The 18,468-nt window shown below is 64.4% G+C and carries 16 protein-coding genes; 12 read left to right on the top strand and 4 right to left on the bottom strand.

Annotated elements, in window-relative coordinates:
- The first annotated feature begins 10 nt into the window (after positions 1-10).
- The 5 genes from GEV38_RS03210 to GEV38_RS03190 all read left to right on the top strand — a co-directional run bounded on the left by GEV38_RS03210 (position 11) and on the right by GEV38_RS03190 (position 6,007).
- Positions 11-1,033 carry an alpha-ketoacid dehydrogenase subunit beta gene (locus GEV38_RS03210; protein WP_013970705.1) on the top strand — a complete coding sequence of 341 codons (1,023 nt, stop codon included), beginning with the start codon at positions 11-13 and terminating at the stop codon, positions 1,031-1,033.
- Entirely contained in the window at positions 1,030-2,136 is a 1,107-nt protein-coding gene (locus tag GEV38_RS03205; protein ID WP_039614647.1) for an acetoin dehydrogenase dihydrolipoyllysine-residue acetyltransferase subunit, read from the top strand. Before GEV38_RS03210 ends, GEV38_RS03205 begins: the two co-directional genes overlap by 4 nt.
- 52 nt (positions 2,137-2,188) lie before the next feature.
- A complete protein-coding gene (locus GEV38_RS03200; protein WP_223998105.1) occupies positions 2,189-3,253 on the top strand; it encodes a 2,3-butanediol dehydrogenase in 1,065 nt (354 codons plus the stop codon).
- Between the two features lie 348 nt (positions 3,254-3,601).
- Complete coding sequence (locus GEV38_RS03195) at positions 3,602-5,335, top strand: C13 family peptidase (protein ID WP_043936054.1); 1,734 nt, start codon at positions 3,602-3,604, stop codon at positions 5,333-5,335.
- Positions 5,336-5,362: 27 nt separating this feature from the next.
- The gene (locus GEV38_RS03190; protein WP_015268805.1) at positions 5,363-6,007 is read left to right on the top strand and encodes an oxidoreductase; all 645 of its coding nucleotides are present in this window, start codon (positions 5,363-5,365) and stop codon (positions 6,005-6,007) included.
- Positions 6,008-6,115: 108 nt separating this feature from the next.
- Here GEV38_RS03190 and GEV38_RS03185 read toward each other — a convergent pair whose 3' ends face one another.
- The 4 genes from GEV38_RS03185 to GEV38_RS03170 form a co-directional block, all read right to left on the bottom strand.
- Positions 6,116-6,403, bottom strand: a complete 288-nt coding sequence (locus GEV38_RS03185; RefSeq protein ID WP_015268804.1) for a YceK/YidQ family lipoprotein — start codon at positions 6,401-6,403, stop codon at positions 6,116-6,118.
- Entirely contained in the window at positions 6,400-7,029 is a 630-nt protein-coding gene (ubiX, locus tag GEV38_RS03180; protein WP_013970698.1) for a flavin prenyltransferase UbiX, read from the bottom strand. Before ubiX ends, GEV38_RS03185 begins: the two co-directional genes overlap by 4 nt.
- Complete coding sequence (gene mpl / locus GEV38_RS03175) at positions 7,026-8,375, bottom strand: UDP-N-acetylmuramate:L-alanyl-gamma-D-glutamyl-meso-diaminopimelate ligase (RefSeq protein WP_015268803.1); 1,350 nt, start codon at positions 8,373-8,375, stop codon at positions 7,026-7,028. Before mpl ends, ubiX begins: the two co-directional genes overlap by 4 nt.
- A 66-nt stretch (positions 8,376-8,441) precedes the next feature.
- On the bottom strand, positions 8,442-10,430 hold the full coding sequence (locus GEV38_RS03170) for a sigma-54-dependent Fis family transcriptional regulator (protein WP_102059509.1): 1,989 nt from the start codon (positions 10,428-10,430) through the stop codon (positions 8,442-8,444).
- Between the two features lie 255 nt (positions 10,431-10,685).
- Here GEV38_RS03170 and GEV38_RS03165 point away from each other — a divergent pair, with 255 nt between their 5' ends.
- From GEV38_RS03165 to GEV38_RS03135, 7 genes are all read left to right on the top strand, one after another.
- Positions 10,686-12,206 carry an aldehyde dehydrogenase family protein gene (locus GEV38_RS03165; protein ID WP_015268801.1) on the top strand — a complete coding sequence of 507 codons (1,521 nt, stop codon included), beginning with the start codon at positions 10,686-10,688 and terminating at the stop codon, positions 12,204-12,206.
- Between the two features lie 234 nt (positions 12,207-12,440).
- Entirely contained in the window at positions 12,441-13,889 is a 1,449-nt protein-coding gene (gene eat / locus GEV38_RS03160) for an ethanolamine permease (protein ID WP_015268800.1), read from the top strand.
- A 46-nt stretch (positions 13,890-13,935) separates the two neighbouring features.
- On the top strand, positions 13,936-15,330 hold the full coding sequence (locus GEV38_RS03155; RefSeq protein WP_013970694.1) for an ethanolamine ammonia-lyase subunit EutB: 1,395 nt from the start codon (positions 13,936-13,938) through the stop codon (positions 15,328-15,330).
- Positions 15,331-15,338: 8 nt separating this feature from the next.
- Positions 15,339-16,157, top strand: a complete 819-nt coding sequence (eutC, locus tag GEV38_RS03150; RefSeq protein WP_015268799.1) for an ethanolamine ammonia-lyase subunit EutC — start codon at positions 15,339-15,341, stop codon at positions 16,155-16,157.
- A 108-nt stretch (positions 16,158-16,265) separates the two neighbouring features.
- Positions 16,266-16,724, top strand: coding sequence for a GNAT family N-acetyltransferase (locus tag GEV38_RS03145; protein WP_003257044.1), 459 nt, complete (start codon positions 16,266-16,268; stop codon positions 16,722-16,724).
- A 250-nt stretch (positions 16,725-16,974) separates the two neighbouring features.
- The gene (locus tag GEV38_RS03140) at positions 16,975-17,622 is read left to right on the top strand and encodes a DedA family protein (RefSeq protein WP_015268798.1); all 648 of its coding nucleotides are present in this window, start codon (positions 16,975-16,977) and stop codon (positions 17,620-17,622) included.
- Positions 17,623-17,631: 9 nt separating this feature from the next.
- On the top strand, positions 17,632-18,447 hold the full coding sequence (locus GEV38_RS03135; RefSeq protein ID WP_013970691.1) for a zinc-dependent peptidase: 816 nt from the start codon (positions 17,632-17,634) through the stop codon (positions 18,445-18,447).
- Positions 18,448-18,468: the final 21 nt, after the last annotated feature.

Here is an 18,468-nt window from a genome sequence, read left to right as displayed (position 1 = left end):
GAGAATCACCATGGCAAGAAAGATCAGCTACCAGCAGGCCATCAACGAAGCCCTGGCCCAGGAAATGCGCCGCGACAACACTGTATTCATCATTGGCGAAGACGTTGCCGGCGGCGCCGGTGCCCCCGGCGAGGATGACGCCTGGGGGGGCGTGCTGGGCGTGACCAAGGGCCTTTACCATCAGTTCCCGGGGCGCGTGCTCGACGCACCGCTGTCGGAAATCGGCTACGTCGGCGCTGCCGTCGGTGCTGCCACCCAGGGCCTGCGCCCGGTGTGCGAGCTGATGTTCGTCGACTTCGCCGGCTGCTGCCTGGACCAGATCCTCAACCAGGCCGCCAAGTTCCGCTACATGTTCGGCGGCAAGGCGGTAACCCCGCTGGTGATGCGCACCATGTACGGCGCCGGCCTGCGCGCGGCGGCCCAGCACTCGCAGATGCTCACCTCGCTGTGGACGCACATTCCCGGCCTGAAGGTGGTCTGCCCGTCCTCGCCGTACGATGCCAAGGGCCTGTTGATACAGGCGATCCGCGACAACGACCCGGTGATCTTCTGCGAGCACAAGCTGCTCTACAGCATGCAGGGAGAGGTGCCGGAAGAGGTGTACACCGTACCGTTCGGTGAGGCCAACTTCCTGCGTGATGGCGACGACGTGACCCTGGTCACCTATGGCCGCATGGTGCATGTGGCGCTGGAGGCCGCCAACAACCTGGCCCGCCAGGGTATCGACTGCGAAGTGCTGGACCTGCGCACCACCAGCCCGCTGGATGAGGACAGCATCCTGGAAAGCGTGGAAAAGACCGGCCGCCTGGTGGTGATCGACGAAGCCAACCCGCGTTGCTCCATGGCCACCGACATCAGCGCGCTGGTGGCACAGAAGGCCTTCGGCGCGCTCAAGGGCCCGATCGAAATGGTCACCGCCCCGCATACTCCTGTGCCGTTCTCCGATGCACTGGAAGACCTGTACATCCCTGACGCGGCGAAGATCGAGGCTGCGGTACGCAAAGTGATCGAAGCCGCAAGGAGTGCCGCATGAGCCAGATCCATACCCTGACCATGCCCAAGTGGGGCCTGTCGATGACCGAGGGCCGGGTGGATACCTGGCTGAAGCAGGAAGGTGACGAAATCAACAAGGGCGACGAGGTGCTGGACGTCGAGACCGACAAGATCAGCAGCAGCGTCGAAGCCCCGTTCAGCGGTGTGTTGCGCCGCCAGGTGGCCAGGCCTGATGAAACCCTGCCGGTCGGTGCCCTGCTGGCGGTGGTGGTGGAAGGCGAAGCCGAAGAAGCCGAAATCGATGCCGTGGTGCAGCGCTTCCAGGCCGAGTTCGTCGCCGAGGGGGGCGCCGACCAGGCCCAAGGGCCAGCGCCACAGAAGGCTGAAGTGGCTGGCCGGCAGTTGCGCTGGTTCGAGCTCGGTGAAGGCGGCACGCCGCTGGTGCTGGTGCACGGTTTTGGTGGCGACCTCAACAACTGGCTGTTCAACCACCCGGCGCTGGCTGCCGAGCGACGGGTAATCGCCCTCGACCTGCCGGGCCATGGCGAGTCGGCCAAGGCCCTGCAACGGGGCGACCTGGATGAGTTGAGCGAAACCGTACTGGCCCTGCTCGACCACCTGGACATCGCCAAGGCCCACCTGGCCGGCCACTCCATGGGCGGCGCGGTCAGCCTGAACGTGGCGCGCCTGGCGCCGCAACGGGTGGCCAGCCTGAGCCTGGTGGCCAGTGCCGGGCTGGGCGAGGAGATCAACGGACAGTACCTGCAAGGCTTCGTCGCTGCCGCCAACCGCAATGCCCTCAAACCGCAGATGGTACAGCTGTTTGCCGACCCCGCACTGGTAACGCGGCAGATGCTGGAGGACATGCTCAAGTTCAAGCGCCTGGAAGGCGTGGACGACGCGTTGCGCCTGTTGGCATCGGCCATCGCTGACGGCGACCGGCAGCGCCACGACCTGCGCGGGGTGCTGGGACAACACCCGGCCCTGGTGGTGTGGGGCGGCAAGGACGCGATCATCCCGGCCAGCCATGCCGAAGGGCTGGAGGCTGAAGTGCTGGTGCTGCCCGAGGCTGGCCATATGGTGCAAATGGAGGCGGCCGAACAGGTCAACCAGCAACTGCTCGCGTTCCTGCGCAAGCACTAAGCCCTTTCCGTGAGCCTGGAGAACAACAATGAACGACCTGAGCCACACCCACATGCGCGCCGCCGTCTGGCATGGCCGCAATGATATTCGCGTCGAACAGGTGCCCCTGCCGGCCGACCCTGCGCCCGGCTGGGTGCAGATCAAGGTGGACTGGTGCGGCATCTGCGGCTCCGACCTGCACGAATACGTCGCTGGCCCGGTATTCATCCCGGTGGAGGCACCGCACCCGCTGACCGGCATCCAGGGCCAGTGCATCCTCGGCCACGAGTTCTGCGGCCAGATCGCCAAGCTGGGTGAAGGCGTGGAAGGTTTTGCCGTCGGTGACCCGGTGGCTGCGGACGCCTGCCAGCATTGCGGCACCTGCTACTACTGCACCCACGGCCTGTACAACATCTGCGAGCGCCTGGCCTTCACCGGCCTGATGAACAACGGCGCCTTTGCCGAACTGGTCAACGTGCCCGCCAACCTGCTGTACCTGCTGCCGCAGGGTTTCCCGGCAGAGGCCGGGGCGCTGATCGAACCGCTGGCGGTGGGCATGCATGCGGTAAAGAAGGCCGGCAGCCTGCTTGGCCAGACGGTGGTGGTAGTTGGAGCCGGCACCATCGGTTTGTGCACCATCATGTGTGCCAAGGCGGCTGGCGCGGCGCAGGTGATCGCCCTGGAAATGTCCTCGGCGCGCAAGGCCAAGGCCAAAGAGGTTGGCGCCAGCGTGGTGCTGGACCCCAGCCAGTGCGACGCCCTGGTGGAAATCCGCAAGCTCACTGCCGGGCTGGGCGCGGATGTGAGTTTTGAATGCATCGGCAACAAGCACACGGCCAAGCTGGCCATCGACACCATCCGCAAGGCGGGCAAGTGCGTGTTGGTGGGGATATTCGAGGAGCCTAGCGAGTTCAACTTCTTCGAACTGGTATCCACCGAAAAGCAGGTGCTGGGAGCGTTGGCGTACAACGGCGAGTTTGCCGATGTGATTGCCTTCATCGCTGACGGCAGGCTGGACATTCGCCCGCTGGTGACCGGGCGGATCGGGCTGGAGCAGATTGTCGAGCTGGGCTTCGAGGAGTTGGTCAACAACAAGGAGGAGAACGTGAAGATCATCGTTTCGCCGGGCGTGCGCTGATTGCACCTCAAAGGCAACACGTAACCTGTGGGAGCGGGCGTGCCCGCGAATCAGGCAACTCGGTGGATGGCACCGGCTTCGCCGGTGTTCGCGGCTAAAGCCGCTCCCACAGGTATTGCGCAAAGCTGAAGGTCACCGCAATACCTGTGGGAGCGGGTTCACCCGCGAAGAAGACCACACGGTACATGGCACCGGCTTCGCCGGTGTTCTCGGGCACGCCCGCTGCCACAGGTTCCGTGCCAGCTTTTCAATGCAGTGCAGGCTCGAGAGCTGCGCCAGCACATGCGTTCGCTGTTTCAGGACCCCATTCTGCGTCATACTCGGCAGACCTATTGCCCGGTTCTCGCCATGCGTTCACTGCTCCCCGTCACCCTGGTCCTGCTGCTCGCCGCCTGCGGCGATGGCGAATCGCTGCTCCCGCCGGACGCGCGCCTCCCTGACGGTGGGCGGTACCGGGGGCAGGTGGTCGATGGCCTGCTGCAAGGCGAGGGCCGGATCGACTACCCCAACGGCAGCTGGTACGCCGGTACCTTCAAGGACGGCCAATGGCACGGTCAGGGCGAATGGCACGGCCGCAACGGCGAGGTGTACCGCGGCCAGTTCGCCGCAGGGCTGTTCCAGGGGCTGGGCGAGCTGACTACCCCGGGTAGCCACTATGCCGGCACCTTCAGCCACGGCCGCCGCGACGGCGAAGGCACCCTCAAGCAAGCCGACCAGACCTACCGCGGCCAGTTCAAGGACGACCTGTACGAAGGCGCCGGCGAGCTGGAACTGGCCGACGGCAGCCGCTACCAGGGCCTGTTCGCCAAGGGCAAGCCCAACGGCGCTGGGGTGCGCAGCGATGCCAGCGGCAACCAGTTCAGCGGCCACTTCATCAATGGCCAGCTGGAAGGCAGCGGCACCTACGACAGCGTTGACGGCGAGCAGTACATCGGCGAGTTCAAGGACAACCGCCTGGAAGGCCGTGGCCGCTACGAAAATGCCGATGGTGATGTGTGGATCGGCGAATTCAAGGACGGCTCGCTGGTTGGCGAAGGCGAACTGCTGGGCAGCGATGGCAGCCACTACAAAGGCACCTTCGCCGACTGGCGCCTGTCGGGCCAGGGCAGCCTGCAACTGGCCGACGGCAGCAAGTACATCGGTGGCTTTCTCAACGATGCCTACCACGGCCAGGGCCGGCTGATCCTGGCCAACGGCAAGGTCGAAAGTGGCACCTGGAGCAACGGCGTGCGCGTACGGGACCAGAACGGCAAGCTGTTGCCCGACCCGCTGGACCTGACGCTGCTCAACCAGGGCCGTTTGCTGGATGAAGCGCTGGCCCGGGTACCGCGCTCGGCGCCACCAGTTCAGCTATACAGCCTGGTGGTGGCCGGCGATGGCCAGCAGAGCGTGTTCATGCGTGAAGCCGACTATGTCAGCAACATGCTCAAGGTGCGCTTTGGCGCCAGTGGCCAGGTGACCCTGGTCAACCACCGCGACCACATGACCACCCGAGCCATGGCCACACGCGAAAACCTGACCCGCGCCGCCCGTACCCTGGCCGAGCGCAGCGGCCCCGAAGACCTGGTGTTCATCTATCTCACCAGTCATGGCAGCCAGGACCATCAGCTGGTACTCGACCAACCGCGCCTGCAGTTGGCCGATCTGTCTGCCGACGAGCTGGCGAGCGCGCTGGCACCGCTGAAGAACCGCGACAAGGTGATTGTCATATCCGCCTGCTATTCAGGGGGCTACATCACGCCGCTCAAAGATGAGCGCACGCTGATCATGACCGCCGCCCGGGCCGACCGCGTGTCTTTCGGTTGCTCGGAAGAAGCCGATTTCACCTATTTCGGCGATGCCCTGTTCGCCGAAGCGCTGAACCAGACCGACGACCTGAAACAGGCGTTTGAACTGGCGCGCGCCAGCGTTGCCGAAAGAGAACAAAGGGAAGGTTTCGAGGCCTCCGAACCGCAGCTGTGGGCGCCGCCGAACGTGCTTGAGCACTGGCAGCACCTGCGCCGGCAACAGGCCGAAGAAGCATTGCGTAACGCCGCACAGGCCAACGTGGGGGAACAGGCGGAAACGCCACGCAGCCACTAAGCTTGTGTGTAACAAGGGAGAGACATCATGTATTTGACGCCTCAGCATGTCCTGCTTGCCGGTGCCACGGGTCTGACAGGTGAACACCTGCTCGACCGCCTGCTCAACGAGCCCACCATCACTCGCGTACTGGCGCCTACCCGCCGGCCATTGGCCGAGCACCCGCACCTGGAAAACCCGGTAGGCGACCCGGCTGTGTTCCTTCCACAACTGGGTGGGCGGGTCGATATCGCCTATTGCTGCCTGGGCACCACACTGAAGCAGGCCGGTTCCGAATCGGCCTTCCGCGCGGTGGACCTGGACATGGTGGTGGCGTTCAGCAAGCGTGCCCGGGAGTTGGGCGCGCGGCATCTGCTGGTGGTCAGTGCATTGGGCGCCGACCCGAAATCGTCGATTTTCTACAACCGGGTCAAGGGTGAGATGGAGGAGGCACTCAAGGCTCAGGATTGGCCGCAGCTGACCATCGTGCGGCCATCGTTGCTGCTGGGTGAGCGGGTCGAGCCTCGGCTTAGTGAACAGTTGGCTTCGCCGTTTGCCAAGCTGATACCCGGGAAGTATCGGGGGATCGAGGCTTGTACCTTGGCCCGGGCGCTGTGGCGGCTGGCGCTGGAGGAAGAGGACGGGGTGCGGATTGTGGAGTCGGATGAGTTGCGCAGGTTGGGCAAGAAGTAGGCTTCACTTGTGATGGCCTCTTCGCGGGCACGCCCGCTCCCACAGGTACAGTGATCACAAGAAGATTACACAGATCCTGTAGGAGCGGGTTTACCCGCGAAAGGGCCCTTACAGGCCACCAGTGGCCTGGAAGCCTACACCGGCCGCTGTCAGCAACGACAACGGCAGCAACAAGGTATCGAGCAACATGCTCCCCGGCAGGTCCAGCCCCGGATACGCTGGCGCCTCAGCCCCGTAACGATCCCGCGGGCAGCACCCGCCATTGATCACATACAAGTCCAACCGGGTACCGGCATACACCACCGGTGCCCCGGGTTTGTTGGCATCCAACGTGCGCACCGTGGCGCAGCCACCGAGCAGCACCAGCGCCAGCAAGCCCACCAGCGCTCGCTTCAATCATCCACCCCGAAGTGGTGCTCACCCCAGCGCGGCAACATGTCCTGGGGAATGTTCAGCAGGTTGAGAATGCGCGCCACCACGAAGTCGACCAGGTCGTCGATGGTCTGCGGCTGGTGATAAAAGCCCGGCGCCGCCGGCAGGATCACCGCGCCCATCTGCGACAGCTTGAGCATGTTCTCCAGGTGGATGGTGGAGAACGGCGCCTCGCGCGGCACCAGGATCAGTTGGCGACGCTCCTTGAGGGTAACGTCGGCAGCACGTTCGATCAGGTTGTTGCAGGCACCGGTGGCAATCGCCGACAACGTGCCGGTGGAACAGGGCACCACGACCATTGCCGCCGGGGCGCCGGAGCCCGAGGCCACCGGCGACATCCAGTCTTCCTTGCCATACACGCGGATCTGCCCGTCGGCAGCGCCGGTATATTCGGTGAGGAAGGCCTGCATCGCCTGTGGCTTGGCCGGCAGCACCACGTCCGTCTCGGTGGCCATCACCAGTTGCGCGGCCTTGGAGATCAGGAAGTGCACCTCGCGGTCCTCACGCACCAGGCAGTCGAGCAGGCGCAGGCCATACTGGGCACCAGAGGCGCCCGTCATGGCCAGGGTGATGCGTTCCGGCCCGCTCACTTCAGTGCCTCGGCCAGCTTGCCGTGCAGGCCGCCGAAGCCGCCGTTGCTCATGATCACCACATGGGTACCTGGGCGGGCCTGGCCCTTGACCCGCTCGATGATCGCTTCGAGGCTGTCGGCCACCACGCTGGGCACTTTGCATTGCGCGGCGGTGGCAGCCAGGTCCCAGCCAAGGTTGGCCGGGGCGTACCAGATCACCTGGTCGGCGTCGTTGACGCTTTCCGGCAGGCCGTCACGGTGGGCACCGAGCTTCATCGAGTTGGAGCGCGGCTCGATCACGGCGATCACCGGGGCTTCGCCAACGCGCTTGCGCAGGCCGTCTAGGGTGGTGGCGATGGCGGTCGGGTGGTGGGCGAAGTCATCGTAGATGGTCACGCCCTGCACTTCGGCAACCTTCTCCATACGCCGCTTGACGCTCTTGAAGGCGCTCAGGCCTTCGATGCCCATGGCTGGCACCACGCCTACATGGCGCGCCGCTGCCAGGGTAGCCAGGGCGTTGGCGACGTTGTGCTGGCCAGTCAGCGCCCAGTCCACCACGCCCTGCGCTTCGCCGTCGAACAGCACTTCGAAGCGCGAGCCGTCGGGGCTGAGCAGACGGGCTTGCCACTGGCCACCTTCGCCGGTGGTCTGCACCGGGGTCCAGCAACCCATGCCGATCACTCGCTCCAGCGCCTGCTCGGTGGTGGGGTGGATGACAAGGCCTTCGCTGGGGATGGTGCGCACCAGGTGGTGGAACTGCCGCTCGATCGAGGCCAGGTCGGGGAAGATGTCCGCATGGTCGAACTCGAGGTTGTTGAGGATCGCCGTGCGCGGGTGGTAGTGGACGAACTTCGAGCGCTTGTCGAAGAAGGCGCTGTCGTACTCGTCGGCTTCGACCACGAAGAACGGCGTATCGCCAAGGCGCGCCGACACCGAGAAGTTCTGCGGCACACCGCCAATCAGGAAGCCCGGGCTCATGCCAGCGTGTTCCAGCACCCAGGCCAGCATGCTGCTGGTAGTGGTCTTGCCGTGGGTACCGGCAACGGCCAGCACCCAGCGGCCCTGCAACACGTGGTCGGCCAGCCACTGCGGGCCGGAAACATAGGGCAGGCCCTTGTTCAGCACGTACTCCACCGCCGGGTTGCCACGCGACATGGCGTTGCCGATGACCACCAGATCTGGCGCCGGGTCCAGCTGGGCCGGGTCATAGCCTTGGGTCAGCTCGATGCCCTGGGCTTCAAGCTGGGTGCTCATCGGGGGATAGACGTTGGCGTCCGAGCCGGTGACGCGGTGGCCAAGTTCCTTGGCCAGCACCGCCAGCGAGCCCATGAAAGTGCCGCAAATACCGAGAATGTGAATATGCATGGTCGACCTCGCAAAACATCGAGGCAGGGTAGCCCAGGGCGCGACAAATCGCACCAGATGTTTCGCTCAGTCGGCCCTGGTGATGCCGTGTTTGCGCAGTTTTCGATACAAGGTATTGCGGCTGATGCCCAAGTGCTCGGCGACACGGGTGAGGTGCCAGTGTTTTGCCTCTAGCGTCTCCAACAATGCTTGCCGCTCCGCATCCTGTAGGAGCGGCCTTGTGTCGCGATCGGGCTGCGCAGCAGCCCCTGCAAATTGGTCGGCGCGGCTGGGCCCCTGGGGCCGCTCTGCGGCCCTTTCGCGACACAAGGCCGCTCCTACAGGGACGGTGCTGTTGCGAACAATGGCTGGGAGATCCGGGAACACGATGCGGGAGTCTTCGCAAAGTGCCACCAGGGTACGCAGCACGTTGCGCATCTGCCGCACGTTGCCCGGCCAGGCGAAGTCGAGCAGTGCCTGCCGCGCCCTGGGCTCGATATCGATCGGTTCTCCCTGCGCCTCCTGACGCAGCAGAAAGTCCAGCAACTGCGCCTTGTCACTGCGCTCGCGCACCGCAGGCAATGCCACTTCCAGGCCATTCAGCCGGTAATACAGGTCCTCGCGGAAACTGCCCTGCTCCACCCTATCCAGCAGGTCACGGTGAGTAGCGCTGACAATGCGCACGTCGACCGCCTGCGGCTCGCCACCGATCGGCACCACCTGGCGCTCCTCCAGCACGCGCAGCAGGCGGGTTTGCAGGGCCAGTGGCATGTCGCCAATCTCGTCCAGCAGCAAGGTGCCGCCATCGGCCTGCAGCAGCTTGCCGCGCATGCCTTCCTTGCGTGCACCGGTAAAGCTGCCGCCGCGGTAGCCGAACAGTTCGCTCTCGATCAGGCTCTCCGGGATCGAGGCGCAGTTGATGGCGACGAACGGCTTGCCGCGCCGCTCGCTGGCCTGGTGCACGGCCTGGGCAAAAGCCTCCTTGCCACAGCCGGTCTCGCCGCGCAGCAACAGCGGCACATCGCGCTCGAACACCCGCACGCTGCGGCGGAAGTCGTTCTGCAAGGCGGGGTCGAGCAGGCAGATAAGCGGCTCCACTTCCCGCGTGGGCCGCGGCTGGGCGGCTGGTACCGACCACACCGGTGCGCGCGCCTGGCCACGCAGGCTGGCGAACACCTGGCGCCCGTCCAGGGTATGCAGCGGCCAGGCCGTGCTGCCGCTGGGCGTGGCGCGGCTGAACAGTTCGTCGTGGCTGCAAGCGAAAAAGCGTTCCAGCGGTTTGCCCAGCACGCCACCACGCACCGTGCCCAGCAGGTTCAGCGCACTCTGGTTGGCGGCGCAGATGCGCCCGTCACCGTCGAACGCCAGCAGGCCTTCGCTGAACAGGCCGACCGACTCGGCCTGCAGGTGAAAACGCAGCAGCCATTGCTGTTCGAAATGGCGCAGGAAGTAGCAGCTTTCGATCATCTTCGCCGACAGGTTGACCAAAGCCATGGTGTGGAACTGGCTCTGCCGGGAAACGTCGGGCCGCGCCGAAGACACATCCAGCACTGCAAGCAACTCGCCATGCGGGTCGAACACCGGGCTGGCCGAGCAGGTCAGGCCGGTGTGGCGGCCACGGAAGTGCTCGTTCTGGTGGATGGTCAGCGCCTGGCGCTCGACCAGGCAGGTGCCGATGCCGTTGGTGCCCTCGCGCGCCTCGCTCCAGTCAGCGCCCAGCCACAGCCCGGCACGCTCGAAGCTGCGCCGCTCGGTCGGCGCGCTGACGCAATTGAGGATCACCCCACGGGCATCGGTCAGCAGCACCGCATGGCCGGCCCCGGAAAGCTGCTGGTGCAGGCTGTTCATTTCATGGTCGGCAATCTGCAGCACCTGGCGCAGGCGCTCGCGGCTTTCCAGCAGGCGCCCATGCTCGAGCACCACCGGGGCCTCGATCACCGACGGGTCGAGGTGGTAGTCCTCCAGGCAGCGCAGCCAGGAGCGGGCGATGGACGGGTCACTTCCACCCTCTCCGGCCCCACCATGGGCGACGGTATGGACTTGCTGGGCATGGCGACTGAAATGATTGCTCTGCATTGTTGTAGTTCTCCGCAGATAGAGAGTCCCGCCAGCATCCTCCACCCGGCAAGGCTTTGCAATGCACCCTCCGGTTACGTGTCGCAAATGGCACAAAGTGTCACCCCCGCGCGTACCGGCGCTGGCACAGAGATCGTGGGCCAGGCCCAAAGAACCGAGCCAAGTCATTGATTTTCCTGGCGCTCGAAACGCTGGCCCAACCTTTGCTCTACGCTTTCCAACTCCCTAACAAACACAATAGCCAGGAGACACACCATGCGTTACGCACATCCCGGTACCGAAGGCGCGAAGGTTTCCTTCAAGAGCCGCTACGGCAACTACATCGGTGGTGAGTTCGTTCCTCCGGTAAAGGGGCAGTACTTCGAAAATACCTCCCCGGTGAATGGCAAGCTGATCGCTGAATTCCCTCGCTCCACTGCCGAAGACATCGATAAAGCCCTGGATGCAGCCCACGCTGCGGCCGACGCCTGGGGCCGCACTTCAGTGCAGGACCGCTCCAACGTTCTGCTGAAGATCGCCGACCGTATCGAGCAGAACCTCGAACTGCTGGCCATTACCGAAACCTGGGACAACGGCAAGCCGATCCGCGAAACCCTCAATGCCGACATTCCGCTGGCGGTCGACCACTTCCGCTACTTCGCTGGCTGCATCCGCGCCCAGGAAGGCGGCGCCGCGGAAATCAACGAAGGCACCGTGGCCTACCACATCCATGAGCCACTGGGCGTGGTCGGGCAGATCATCCCGTGGAACTTCCCGATCCTGATGGCCGCCTGGAAGCTCGCCCCGGCACTGGCCGCCGGCAACTGCGTGGTGCTCAAGCCAGCCGAACAGACCCCGCTGGGCATCACCGTGCTGCTGGAAGTGATCGGTGACCTGCTGCCACCTGGTGTGCTCAACGTGGTGCAAGGCTATGGCCGCGAAGCCGGTGAAGCACTGGCCACCAGCAAGCGCATCGCCAAGATCGCCTTCACCGGCTCGACCCCGGTGGGCTCGCACATCATGAAATGCGCCGCCGAGAACATCATCCCGTCCACCGTCGAACTGGGCGGCAAGTCGCCGAACGTGTATTTCGAAGACATCATGCAAGCCGAACCAAGCTTCATCGAGAAGGCGGCCGAAGGCATGGTGCTGGCGTTCTTCAACCAGGGCGAGGTATGCACCTGCCCGTCACGGGCACTGGTGCAGGAGTCGATCTACCCGCAGTTCATGGAAGTGGTGATGAAGAAGGTGCTGCAGATCAAGCGCGGCGACCCGCTGGACACTGACACCATGGTCGGAGCGCAGGCCTCGCAACAGCAGTTCGAGAAGATCCTGTCGTACCTGGATATCGCCCAGAAGGAAGGCGCCGAGTTGCTGACCGGCGGCAAGGTCGAAAAACTGGAGGGCTCGCTGGCCACCGGTTACTACATCCAGCCGACCCTGCTCAAGGGCAACAACAAGATGCGCGTGTTCCAGGAAGAAATCTTCGGCCCGGTGGTCAGCGTCACCACCTTCAAGGACGAAGCCGAAGCCCTGGCGATCGCCAACGACACCGAGTTCGGCCTGGGCGCCGGCGTGTGGACCCGCGACATCAACCGTGCCTACCGCGTGGGCCGTGGGATCAAGGCTGGCCGCGTGTGGACCAACTGCTACCACCTGTACCCGGCGCATGCCGCGTTCGGTGGCTACAAGAAGTCGGGGGTCGGGCGTGAGACGCACAAGATGATGCTCGACCACTATCAGCAGACCAAGAACCTGCTGGTGAGCTACGACATCAATCCGTTGGGCTTCTTCTAAACCTGGGATGGCCTCGGGGCTGCTTTGCAGCCCATCGCCGGCAAGCCAGCTCCCACAGGGATCGCAGGGGATTCCAGACCTGTGCAGTACCTGTGGGAGCCGGCTTGCCGGCGATGAGGCCGGACCTGCAAACACAATATCCAGAGCACCAACCGCTCTGGCTCGCTTCCTGCAGTACCCATCACCATCGGCCCGGAACCCGTCCGGCCACCAAGAAAAACAACAGGTGAATCTATGCCAAGCGATCATTCCGCCGGCTCGCCGGCAGGCTCTTCCGTCGACTTCGAAAAAGTCGGCTCGGACTATTTCCAGCAACGTGAACTGAAAAAAGGTGCCGCCGGCTGGGTCCTGCTGGTCGGCCTGGGCGTGGCCTACGTCATCTCCGGCGACTATGCCGGCTGGAACTTCGGCCTGGCGCAGGGCGGCTGGGGCGGCATGTTCCTCGCCACCCTGCTGATGGCCACCATGTACCTGTGCATGTGCTTCTCGCTGGCCGAGCTGTCGTCGATGATCCCCACCGCAGGCGGCGGCTACGGCTTTGCCCGCAGCGCCTTCGGCCCCTGGGGCGGCTTCCTCACCGGCACGGCAATCCTCATCGAGTACGCTATCGCCCCCGCCGCCATCGCCGTGTTCATCGGCGCCTACTGCCAGTCACTGTTCGGCATCGGCGGCTGGATGATCTACCTGGCGTTCTACATCGTGTTCATCGGCATCCACATCTTTGGCGTGGGTGAGGCGTTGAAGCTGATGTTCATCATCACCGCCATCGCAGCCATCGCTCTGGCCGTGTTCCTGGTGAGCATGGTGCCCCATTTTGATGCAGCCAACCTGTTCGACATCGCCAAAACGGACGCTGTGGGCGCCAGCAGCTTCCTGCCGTTCGGCTATGTCGGCGTGTGGGCGGCCATCCCCTATGCCATCTGGTTCTTCCTTGCCGTAGAGGGCGTGCCGCTGGCTGCCGAAGAAACCAAGAACCCCAAGCGTGACCTGCCACGCGGCCTGATCGGCGCCATGCTGGTGTTGCTGGCCTTCGCCCTGCTGATCCTGGTGGTCGGCCCTGGCGGCGCAGGCTCCGAAGCACTGAAAGCGTCCGGCAACCCGCTGGTGGAAGCATTGTCCAAAGCCTACGGCGGTAGCACCTGGATGGGCGGCTTCGTCAACCTGATCGGCCTGGCCGGGCTGATCGCCAGCTTCTTCTCGATCATCTACGCCTACTCCCGGCAGATCTTCGCCCTGTCCCGCGCCGGCTACCTGCCGCGCAAGCTGTCGGAAACCAACAAGAGCAAGGCCCCGGTACTGGCCTTGATCATCCCCGGGATCATCGGCTTTGCCCTGTCGCTGACCGGCCAGGGTGACCTGCTGATCCTGGTGGCGGTGTTCGGCGCTACCCTGTCGTACGTGCTGATGATGGCCGCGCACATCACCCTGCGCATCCGTCGGCCGAAGATGGAGCGCCCATACCGCACCCCTGGTGGCATCTTCACCTCGGGCCTGGCACTGGTACTGGCCTGCATCGCTGTGGTCGCCGGTTTCCTGGTAGACCCACGGGTGGTGATTGGCGCCGCAGTGATCTATGCGGTATTAATTGCCTACTTTGCTTTCTACAGCCGCCACCACCTGGTCGCGGGTACACCGGAAGAGGAATTCGCCGCGATCCAGAAGGCCGAAGAGGCCTTGCACTGATCGCCGCCACCCGCCGCGGGGCAACCCGCGGCTCTGGAGAGTCTGTATGGCAAGTTTCGTACACACGGTCGGCCACCTGGTCTACCGCTTCGACAGCCTCAAGGAAGTGATGGCCAAGGCCAGCCCCGCCCGCTCGGGGGACTACCTGGCGGGCGTCGCGGCCAGCAATGATGGCGAACGGGTCGCCGCGCAGATGGCCCTGGCCAATATCCCGCTGACGCATTTCCTCAACGAAGCGCTGATCCCTTACGAAGATGATGAAGTCACGCGCCTGATCATCGACACTCACGACGCCCAGGCCTTCGCCCCGGTCAGCCACCTGACCGTGGGTGGCCTGCGCGACTGGCTGCTGAGCGAAGAGGCCAACGAGGACAGCCTGCGCAGCCTGGCACCCGGGCTGACGCCGGAAATGGCCGCAGCGGTGTCGAAGATCATGCGCGTGCAAGACCTGGTGCTGGTGGCACAGAAGATCCGCGTGGTCACCCGGTTCCGTGGCACCATGGGCCTGCGCGGGCGCCTGTCGACCCGGCTGCAGCCCAACCACCCGACCGACGAGCCGGCCGGCATCGCCGCCAGCATTCTCGACGGCCTGCTGTACGGCAACGGCGACGCCATGATCGGCATCAACCCGGCCACCGACAGCATCGCCTCGATCTGCGCCCTGCTGGAGATGCTCGACGCCATCATCCAGCGCTACGACATCCCCACCCAGGCCTGCGTGCTGACCCACGTCACCACCTCGATCGAGGCGATCAACCGTGGCGTGCCACTGGACCTGGTGTTCCAATCCATTGCCGGCACCGAGGCGGCCAACGCCGGGTTCGGCATCAACCTGAACGTGCTGCAGGAAGGCTACGAAGCGGGCCTTTCGCTGAAACGCGGCACCCTCGGGCAGAACCTGATGTACTTCGAAACCGGCCAGGGCAGCGCGCTGTCAGCCAACGCCCACCACGGCGTCGACCAGCAGACCTGTGAAACCCGCGCCTATGCCGTGGCCCGCCACTTCAAGCCGTTCCTGGTCAACACCGTGGTCGGTTTCATCGGCCCGGAGTACCTGTACAACGGCAAGCAGATCATCCGCGCCGGCCTCGAAGACCACTTCTGCGGCAAGCTGCTGGGAGTGCCAATGGGTTGCGACATCTGCTACACCAACCACGCCGAAGCCGACCAGGACGACATGGACACCCTGCTGACCCTGCTGGGCGTGGCCGGGATCAACTTCATCATGGGTATCCCAGGCTCCGACGACATCATGCTCAACTACCAGACCACCTCGTTCCATGACGCGCTGTACGCGCGCCAGACCCTGGGCCTGAAGCCCGGGCCGGAATTCGAGGCATGGCTGGCCCGCACCGGCATCTTCACCCAGGCCGATGGCCGGGTGCGCTTTGGTGACAACCTGCCGCCGGCCTTCCGCCAGGCCTTGGCACAGCTTGCATAGGGATGACCATGGACCACCGCACGCCTACCCCCGAAAACCCCTGGCTGGCCCTGCGCAACCTGACCCCGGCGCGCATCGCCCTGGGCCGCACCGGCACCAGCCTGCCTACAGGTGCACAACTGGACTTCCAGTTCGCCCACGCCCAGGCACGCGATGCCGTGCACCTGGCCTTCGACCATGCCGGCCTGGCTACCCAGCTGAGTGACCGCGGGCGCGAAAGCCTGGTGCTGCACAGCGCCGCCAGCGACCGCAACCAGTACCTGCAACGCCCGGACCTGGGGCGACGGCTGAACGAAGATTCGGTTGCCGCGCTGCGCCAGCATGCCCAGGCCAACCCCGGCGGGGTCGACCTGGCCATCGTCGTCGCTGACGGCCTCTCGGCACTGGCCGTGCACCGCCACACCCTGCCGTTCCTGGCGCGCTTCGAGGAACAGGCCGCCGCCGACGGCTGGACCAGCGCCCCGGTGGTGCTGGTGCAGCAGGGCCGCGTGGCAGTGGCCGACGAGGTTGGTGAGCTGCTGGGCGCACGGATGACGGTGATGCTGATCGGCGAACGCCCGGGGCTCAGCTCGCCCGACAGCCTTGGCCTGTACTTCACCTATGCGCCAAAGGTCGGCCTGACCGATGCCTACCGCAACTGCATTTCCAACATCCGCCTGGAGGGCCTGAGTTATGGCATGGCGGCGCACCGCTTGCTGTACTTGATGCGCGAAGCCTGCCGGCGCCAGCTTTCCGGGGTGAATCTGAAGGACGAGGCCGAGGTCCATAGCCTGGAGAGCGAAAACAGCACCGGCCAGAAAGGTAACTTCCTGCTCGGCAAAGGATAAAAAACATGTCACGGAAGGCGGATTGCACTTGCGCCAAGCATTGGGCAGCATGCCTTTGAAAGCTGCTGGCAATCCGCTGTTTCCCCTAATGGACTCTGAGGGCCGCACATGCGCATCATCAAGGCAACCCTGGAACACCTCGATCTGCTTACGCCGATGTTCGTCAAATACCGCGAGTTCTATGGGCAGCTACCCTACCCCGACAGTTCGCGCAGCTTCCTGGAAAAGCGCCTGAAGCGGGATGAGTCGGTGATCTACCTGGCGCTACCCGATGATGATGACGGCAAGCTGCTGGGCTTCTGCCAGCTGTACCCGAGCTACTCGTCGCTGTCGCTGAAGCGGGTATGGATTCTCAACGATATCTACGTGGCCGAGGACTCGCGGCGCATGCTGGTGGCCGACCACCTGATGCGTGAGGCGAAGAAAATGGCCAAGGAAACCAACGCCGTGCGCATGCGGGTGTCAACCAGCGCGGACAATGAGGTAGCGCACAAGACTTACGAATCCATCGGGTTTCGTGAGGATAACGAGTTCAAGAGCTATATCCTGCCGATCAGCCAGGATTGACCTGCACCGGCCCTTTCGCGGGCTCGCCCGCTCCCACAGGTACAGCACAGCCTTAGGAAGCAGTGATATCTCTTTGGGAGCGGGCATGCCCGCGAAAGGGCCGGTACAGGAATACCCCCTGCCGTAACCCCCCGCTACAAACTCCCCGGGCATGATCCTGACTTAGCCGTATAATGGCCCACCTGTCGTGTGTGAAAATTTACCCATCCGCAGGTAACCGAGCCTACGCCCAAGAACACAGGTGCTGTACATGGATTTCAACCCGCTGGACCTTATCCTGCATCTCGATGCCTACCTCGATCTGCTGGTCACCAACTACGGTCCCTGGATCTACGCCATCCTCTTCACCGTGATCTTCTGTGAAACCGGGCTGGTGGTCATGCCCTTCCTGCCTGGCGATTCGCTGCTGTTCATTGCCGGCGCCGTGGCCGCCGGTGGCGGCATGGACCCGTTGCTGCTGGCCGGCCTGCTGATGGCCGCCGCGATCCTCGGCGACAGCACCAACTATGTGATCGGCCGCACGACGGGCGAGCGGTTGTTCAACAACCCCAACTCGAAGATCTTCCGTCGCGACTACCTGCAGCGTACCCACGACTTCTATGAACGCCACGGCGGCAAGACCGTGACCATGGCGCGCTTCCTGCCCATCCTGCGCACCTTTGCGCCGTTCGTCGCCGGCATCGCCCACATGCACTACCCGCGCTTCCTCGGTTTCAGTGTCGCCGGTTCGCTACTGTGGGTCGGCGGCCTGGTGACCCTGGGCTACTTCTTCGGCAACGTGCCATTCATCAAACAGCACCTGTCGCTGATGGTGGTGGGCATCATCATCCTGTCGCTGGTACCGATGATCCTCGGCCTGCTGCGTGGCCGTCTGGGCCGCACGGCCAAAGCGCACTGAAACTTGCCGATGTGGTCGTTCAGCGCCTGGCGGCGCAAGCGCACCCTGGCGCGCTATCCCATCACCCCCCAGCAATGGCAGGCCGTGCGCGAGCGCCTGCCAATGCTGGACGGCATCACTGACGAAGAGGATCGCTGGCTGCGTGAAGCCTGCATCCTGTTCCTGCTCGACAAGCACCTCACCTGCCTGCCCGGCGTCGAGCCGGATGACGAGCAGCGCCTGTTGCTGGCGGCCCAGGCGCAATTGCCGCTGCTGCACCTGGGCGAGCTGAACTGGTACCAGGGTTTCCACGAAATCATCCTCTACCCCGACGACTTCAAGAGCCCCCAGCGCCACCGCGATGCCAGTGGCGTGGAGCACGTGTGGGACGGTGAGCACAGCGGCGAAGCCTGGCAGCAGGGCCCGATCATCCTCGCCTGGAGCGGCGTGCTGGCCAGTGGTGGCTGGGAGGCCTACAACCTGGTCATCCATGAACTGGCGCACAAGCTCGACATGCTCAATGGTGATGCCAACGGCCTGCCGCCGCTGCACAGCGGCATGCCCGTGGATGAATGGGCAACCGCCATGCAACAGGCCTATGACGACCTCAACCGCCAGCTGGACGCCAACCCCGACGCCGAAACCGCCATCGATCCATATGCCGCAGAGAACCCCGCAGAGTTCTTTGCCGTAACCAGCGAGTACTTCTTTAGTGCTCCCGACCTGCTGCAACAGGCTTATCCACAGGTCTACCGCCAGTTGTCGCTGTTCTACCGCCAGGACCCGCTGGCGCGCCTGTGCCGGCTGCAGGCCGAACACCCGGAATACCGCGAAAGCCACGCCTGACGGGGCCGCACATCAGGCCAG

This window comes from Pseudomonas sp. 13159349, from assembly GCF_013305685.1.
GTDB lineage: Bacteria > Pseudomonadota > Gammaproteobacteria > Pseudomonadales > Pseudomonadaceae > Aquipseudomonas > Aquipseudomonas asiatica.
The sequence above is the reverse complement of the archived record's forward strand: the minus strand, read 5'-3'. Positions and strand labels throughout refer to the sequence as shown.

What these genes read in the sequence shown, in the direction of transcription:
- GEV38_RS03210 (WP_013970705.1), top strand. Translation starts at nt 11, where the DNA reads ATGGCAAGAAAGATCAGCTACCAGCAGGCCATCAACGAAGCCCTGGCC.
- GEV38_RS03205 (WP_039614647.1), top strand. Translation starts at nt 1,030, where the DNA reads ATGAGCCAGATCCATACCCTGACCATGCCCAAGTGGGGCCTGTCGATG.
- GEV38_RS03200 (WP_223998105.1), top strand. Translation starts at nt 2,189, where the DNA reads ATGCGCGCCGCCGTCTGGCATGGCCGCAATGATATTCGCGTCGAACAG.
- GEV38_RS03195 (WP_043936054.1), top strand. Translation starts at nt 3,602, where the DNA reads ATGCGTTCACTGCTCCCCGTCACCCTGGTCCTGCTGCTCGCCGCCTGC.
- GEV38_RS03190 (WP_015268805.1), top strand. Translation starts at nt 5,363, where the DNA reads ATGTATTTGACGCCTCAGCATGTCCTGCTTGCCGGTGCCACGGGTCTG.
- mpl (WP_015268803.1), bottom strand. Translation starts at nt 8,375, where the DNA reads ATGCATATTCACATTCTCGGTATTTGCGGCACTTTCATGGGCTCGCTG.
- GEV38_RS03170 (WP_102059509.1), bottom strand. Translation starts at nt 10,430, where the DNA reads ATGCAGAGCAATCATTTCAGTCGCCATGCCCAGCAAGTCCATACCGTC.
- GEV38_RS03165 (WP_015268801.1), top strand. Translation starts at nt 10,686, where the DNA reads ATGCGTTACGCACATCCCGGTACCGAAGGCGCGAAGGTTTCCTTCAAG.
- eat (WP_015268800.1), top strand. Translation starts at nt 12,441, where the DNA reads ATGCCAAGCGATCATTCCGCCGGCTCGCCGGCAGGCTCTTCCGTCGAC.
- GEV38_RS03155 (WP_013970694.1), top strand. Translation starts at nt 13,936, where the DNA reads ATGGCAAGTTTCGTACACACGGTCGGCCACCTGGTCTACCGCTTCGAC.
- eutC (WP_015268799.1), top strand. Translation starts at nt 15,339, where the DNA reads ATGGACCACCGCACGCCTACCCCCGAAAACCCCTGGCTGGCCCTGCGC.
- GEV38_RS03145 (WP_003257044.1), top strand. Translation starts at nt 16,266, where the DNA reads ATGCGCATCATCAAGGCAACCCTGGAACACCTCGATCTGCTTACGCCG.
- GEV38_RS03140 (WP_015268798.1), top strand. Translation starts at nt 16,975, where the DNA reads ATGGATTTCAACCCGCTGGACCTTATCCTGCATCTCGATGCCTACCTC.
- GEV38_RS03135 (WP_013970691.1), top strand. Translation starts at nt 17,632, where the DNA reads ATGTGGTCGTTCAGCGCCTGGCGGCGCAAGCGCACCCTGGCGCGCTAT.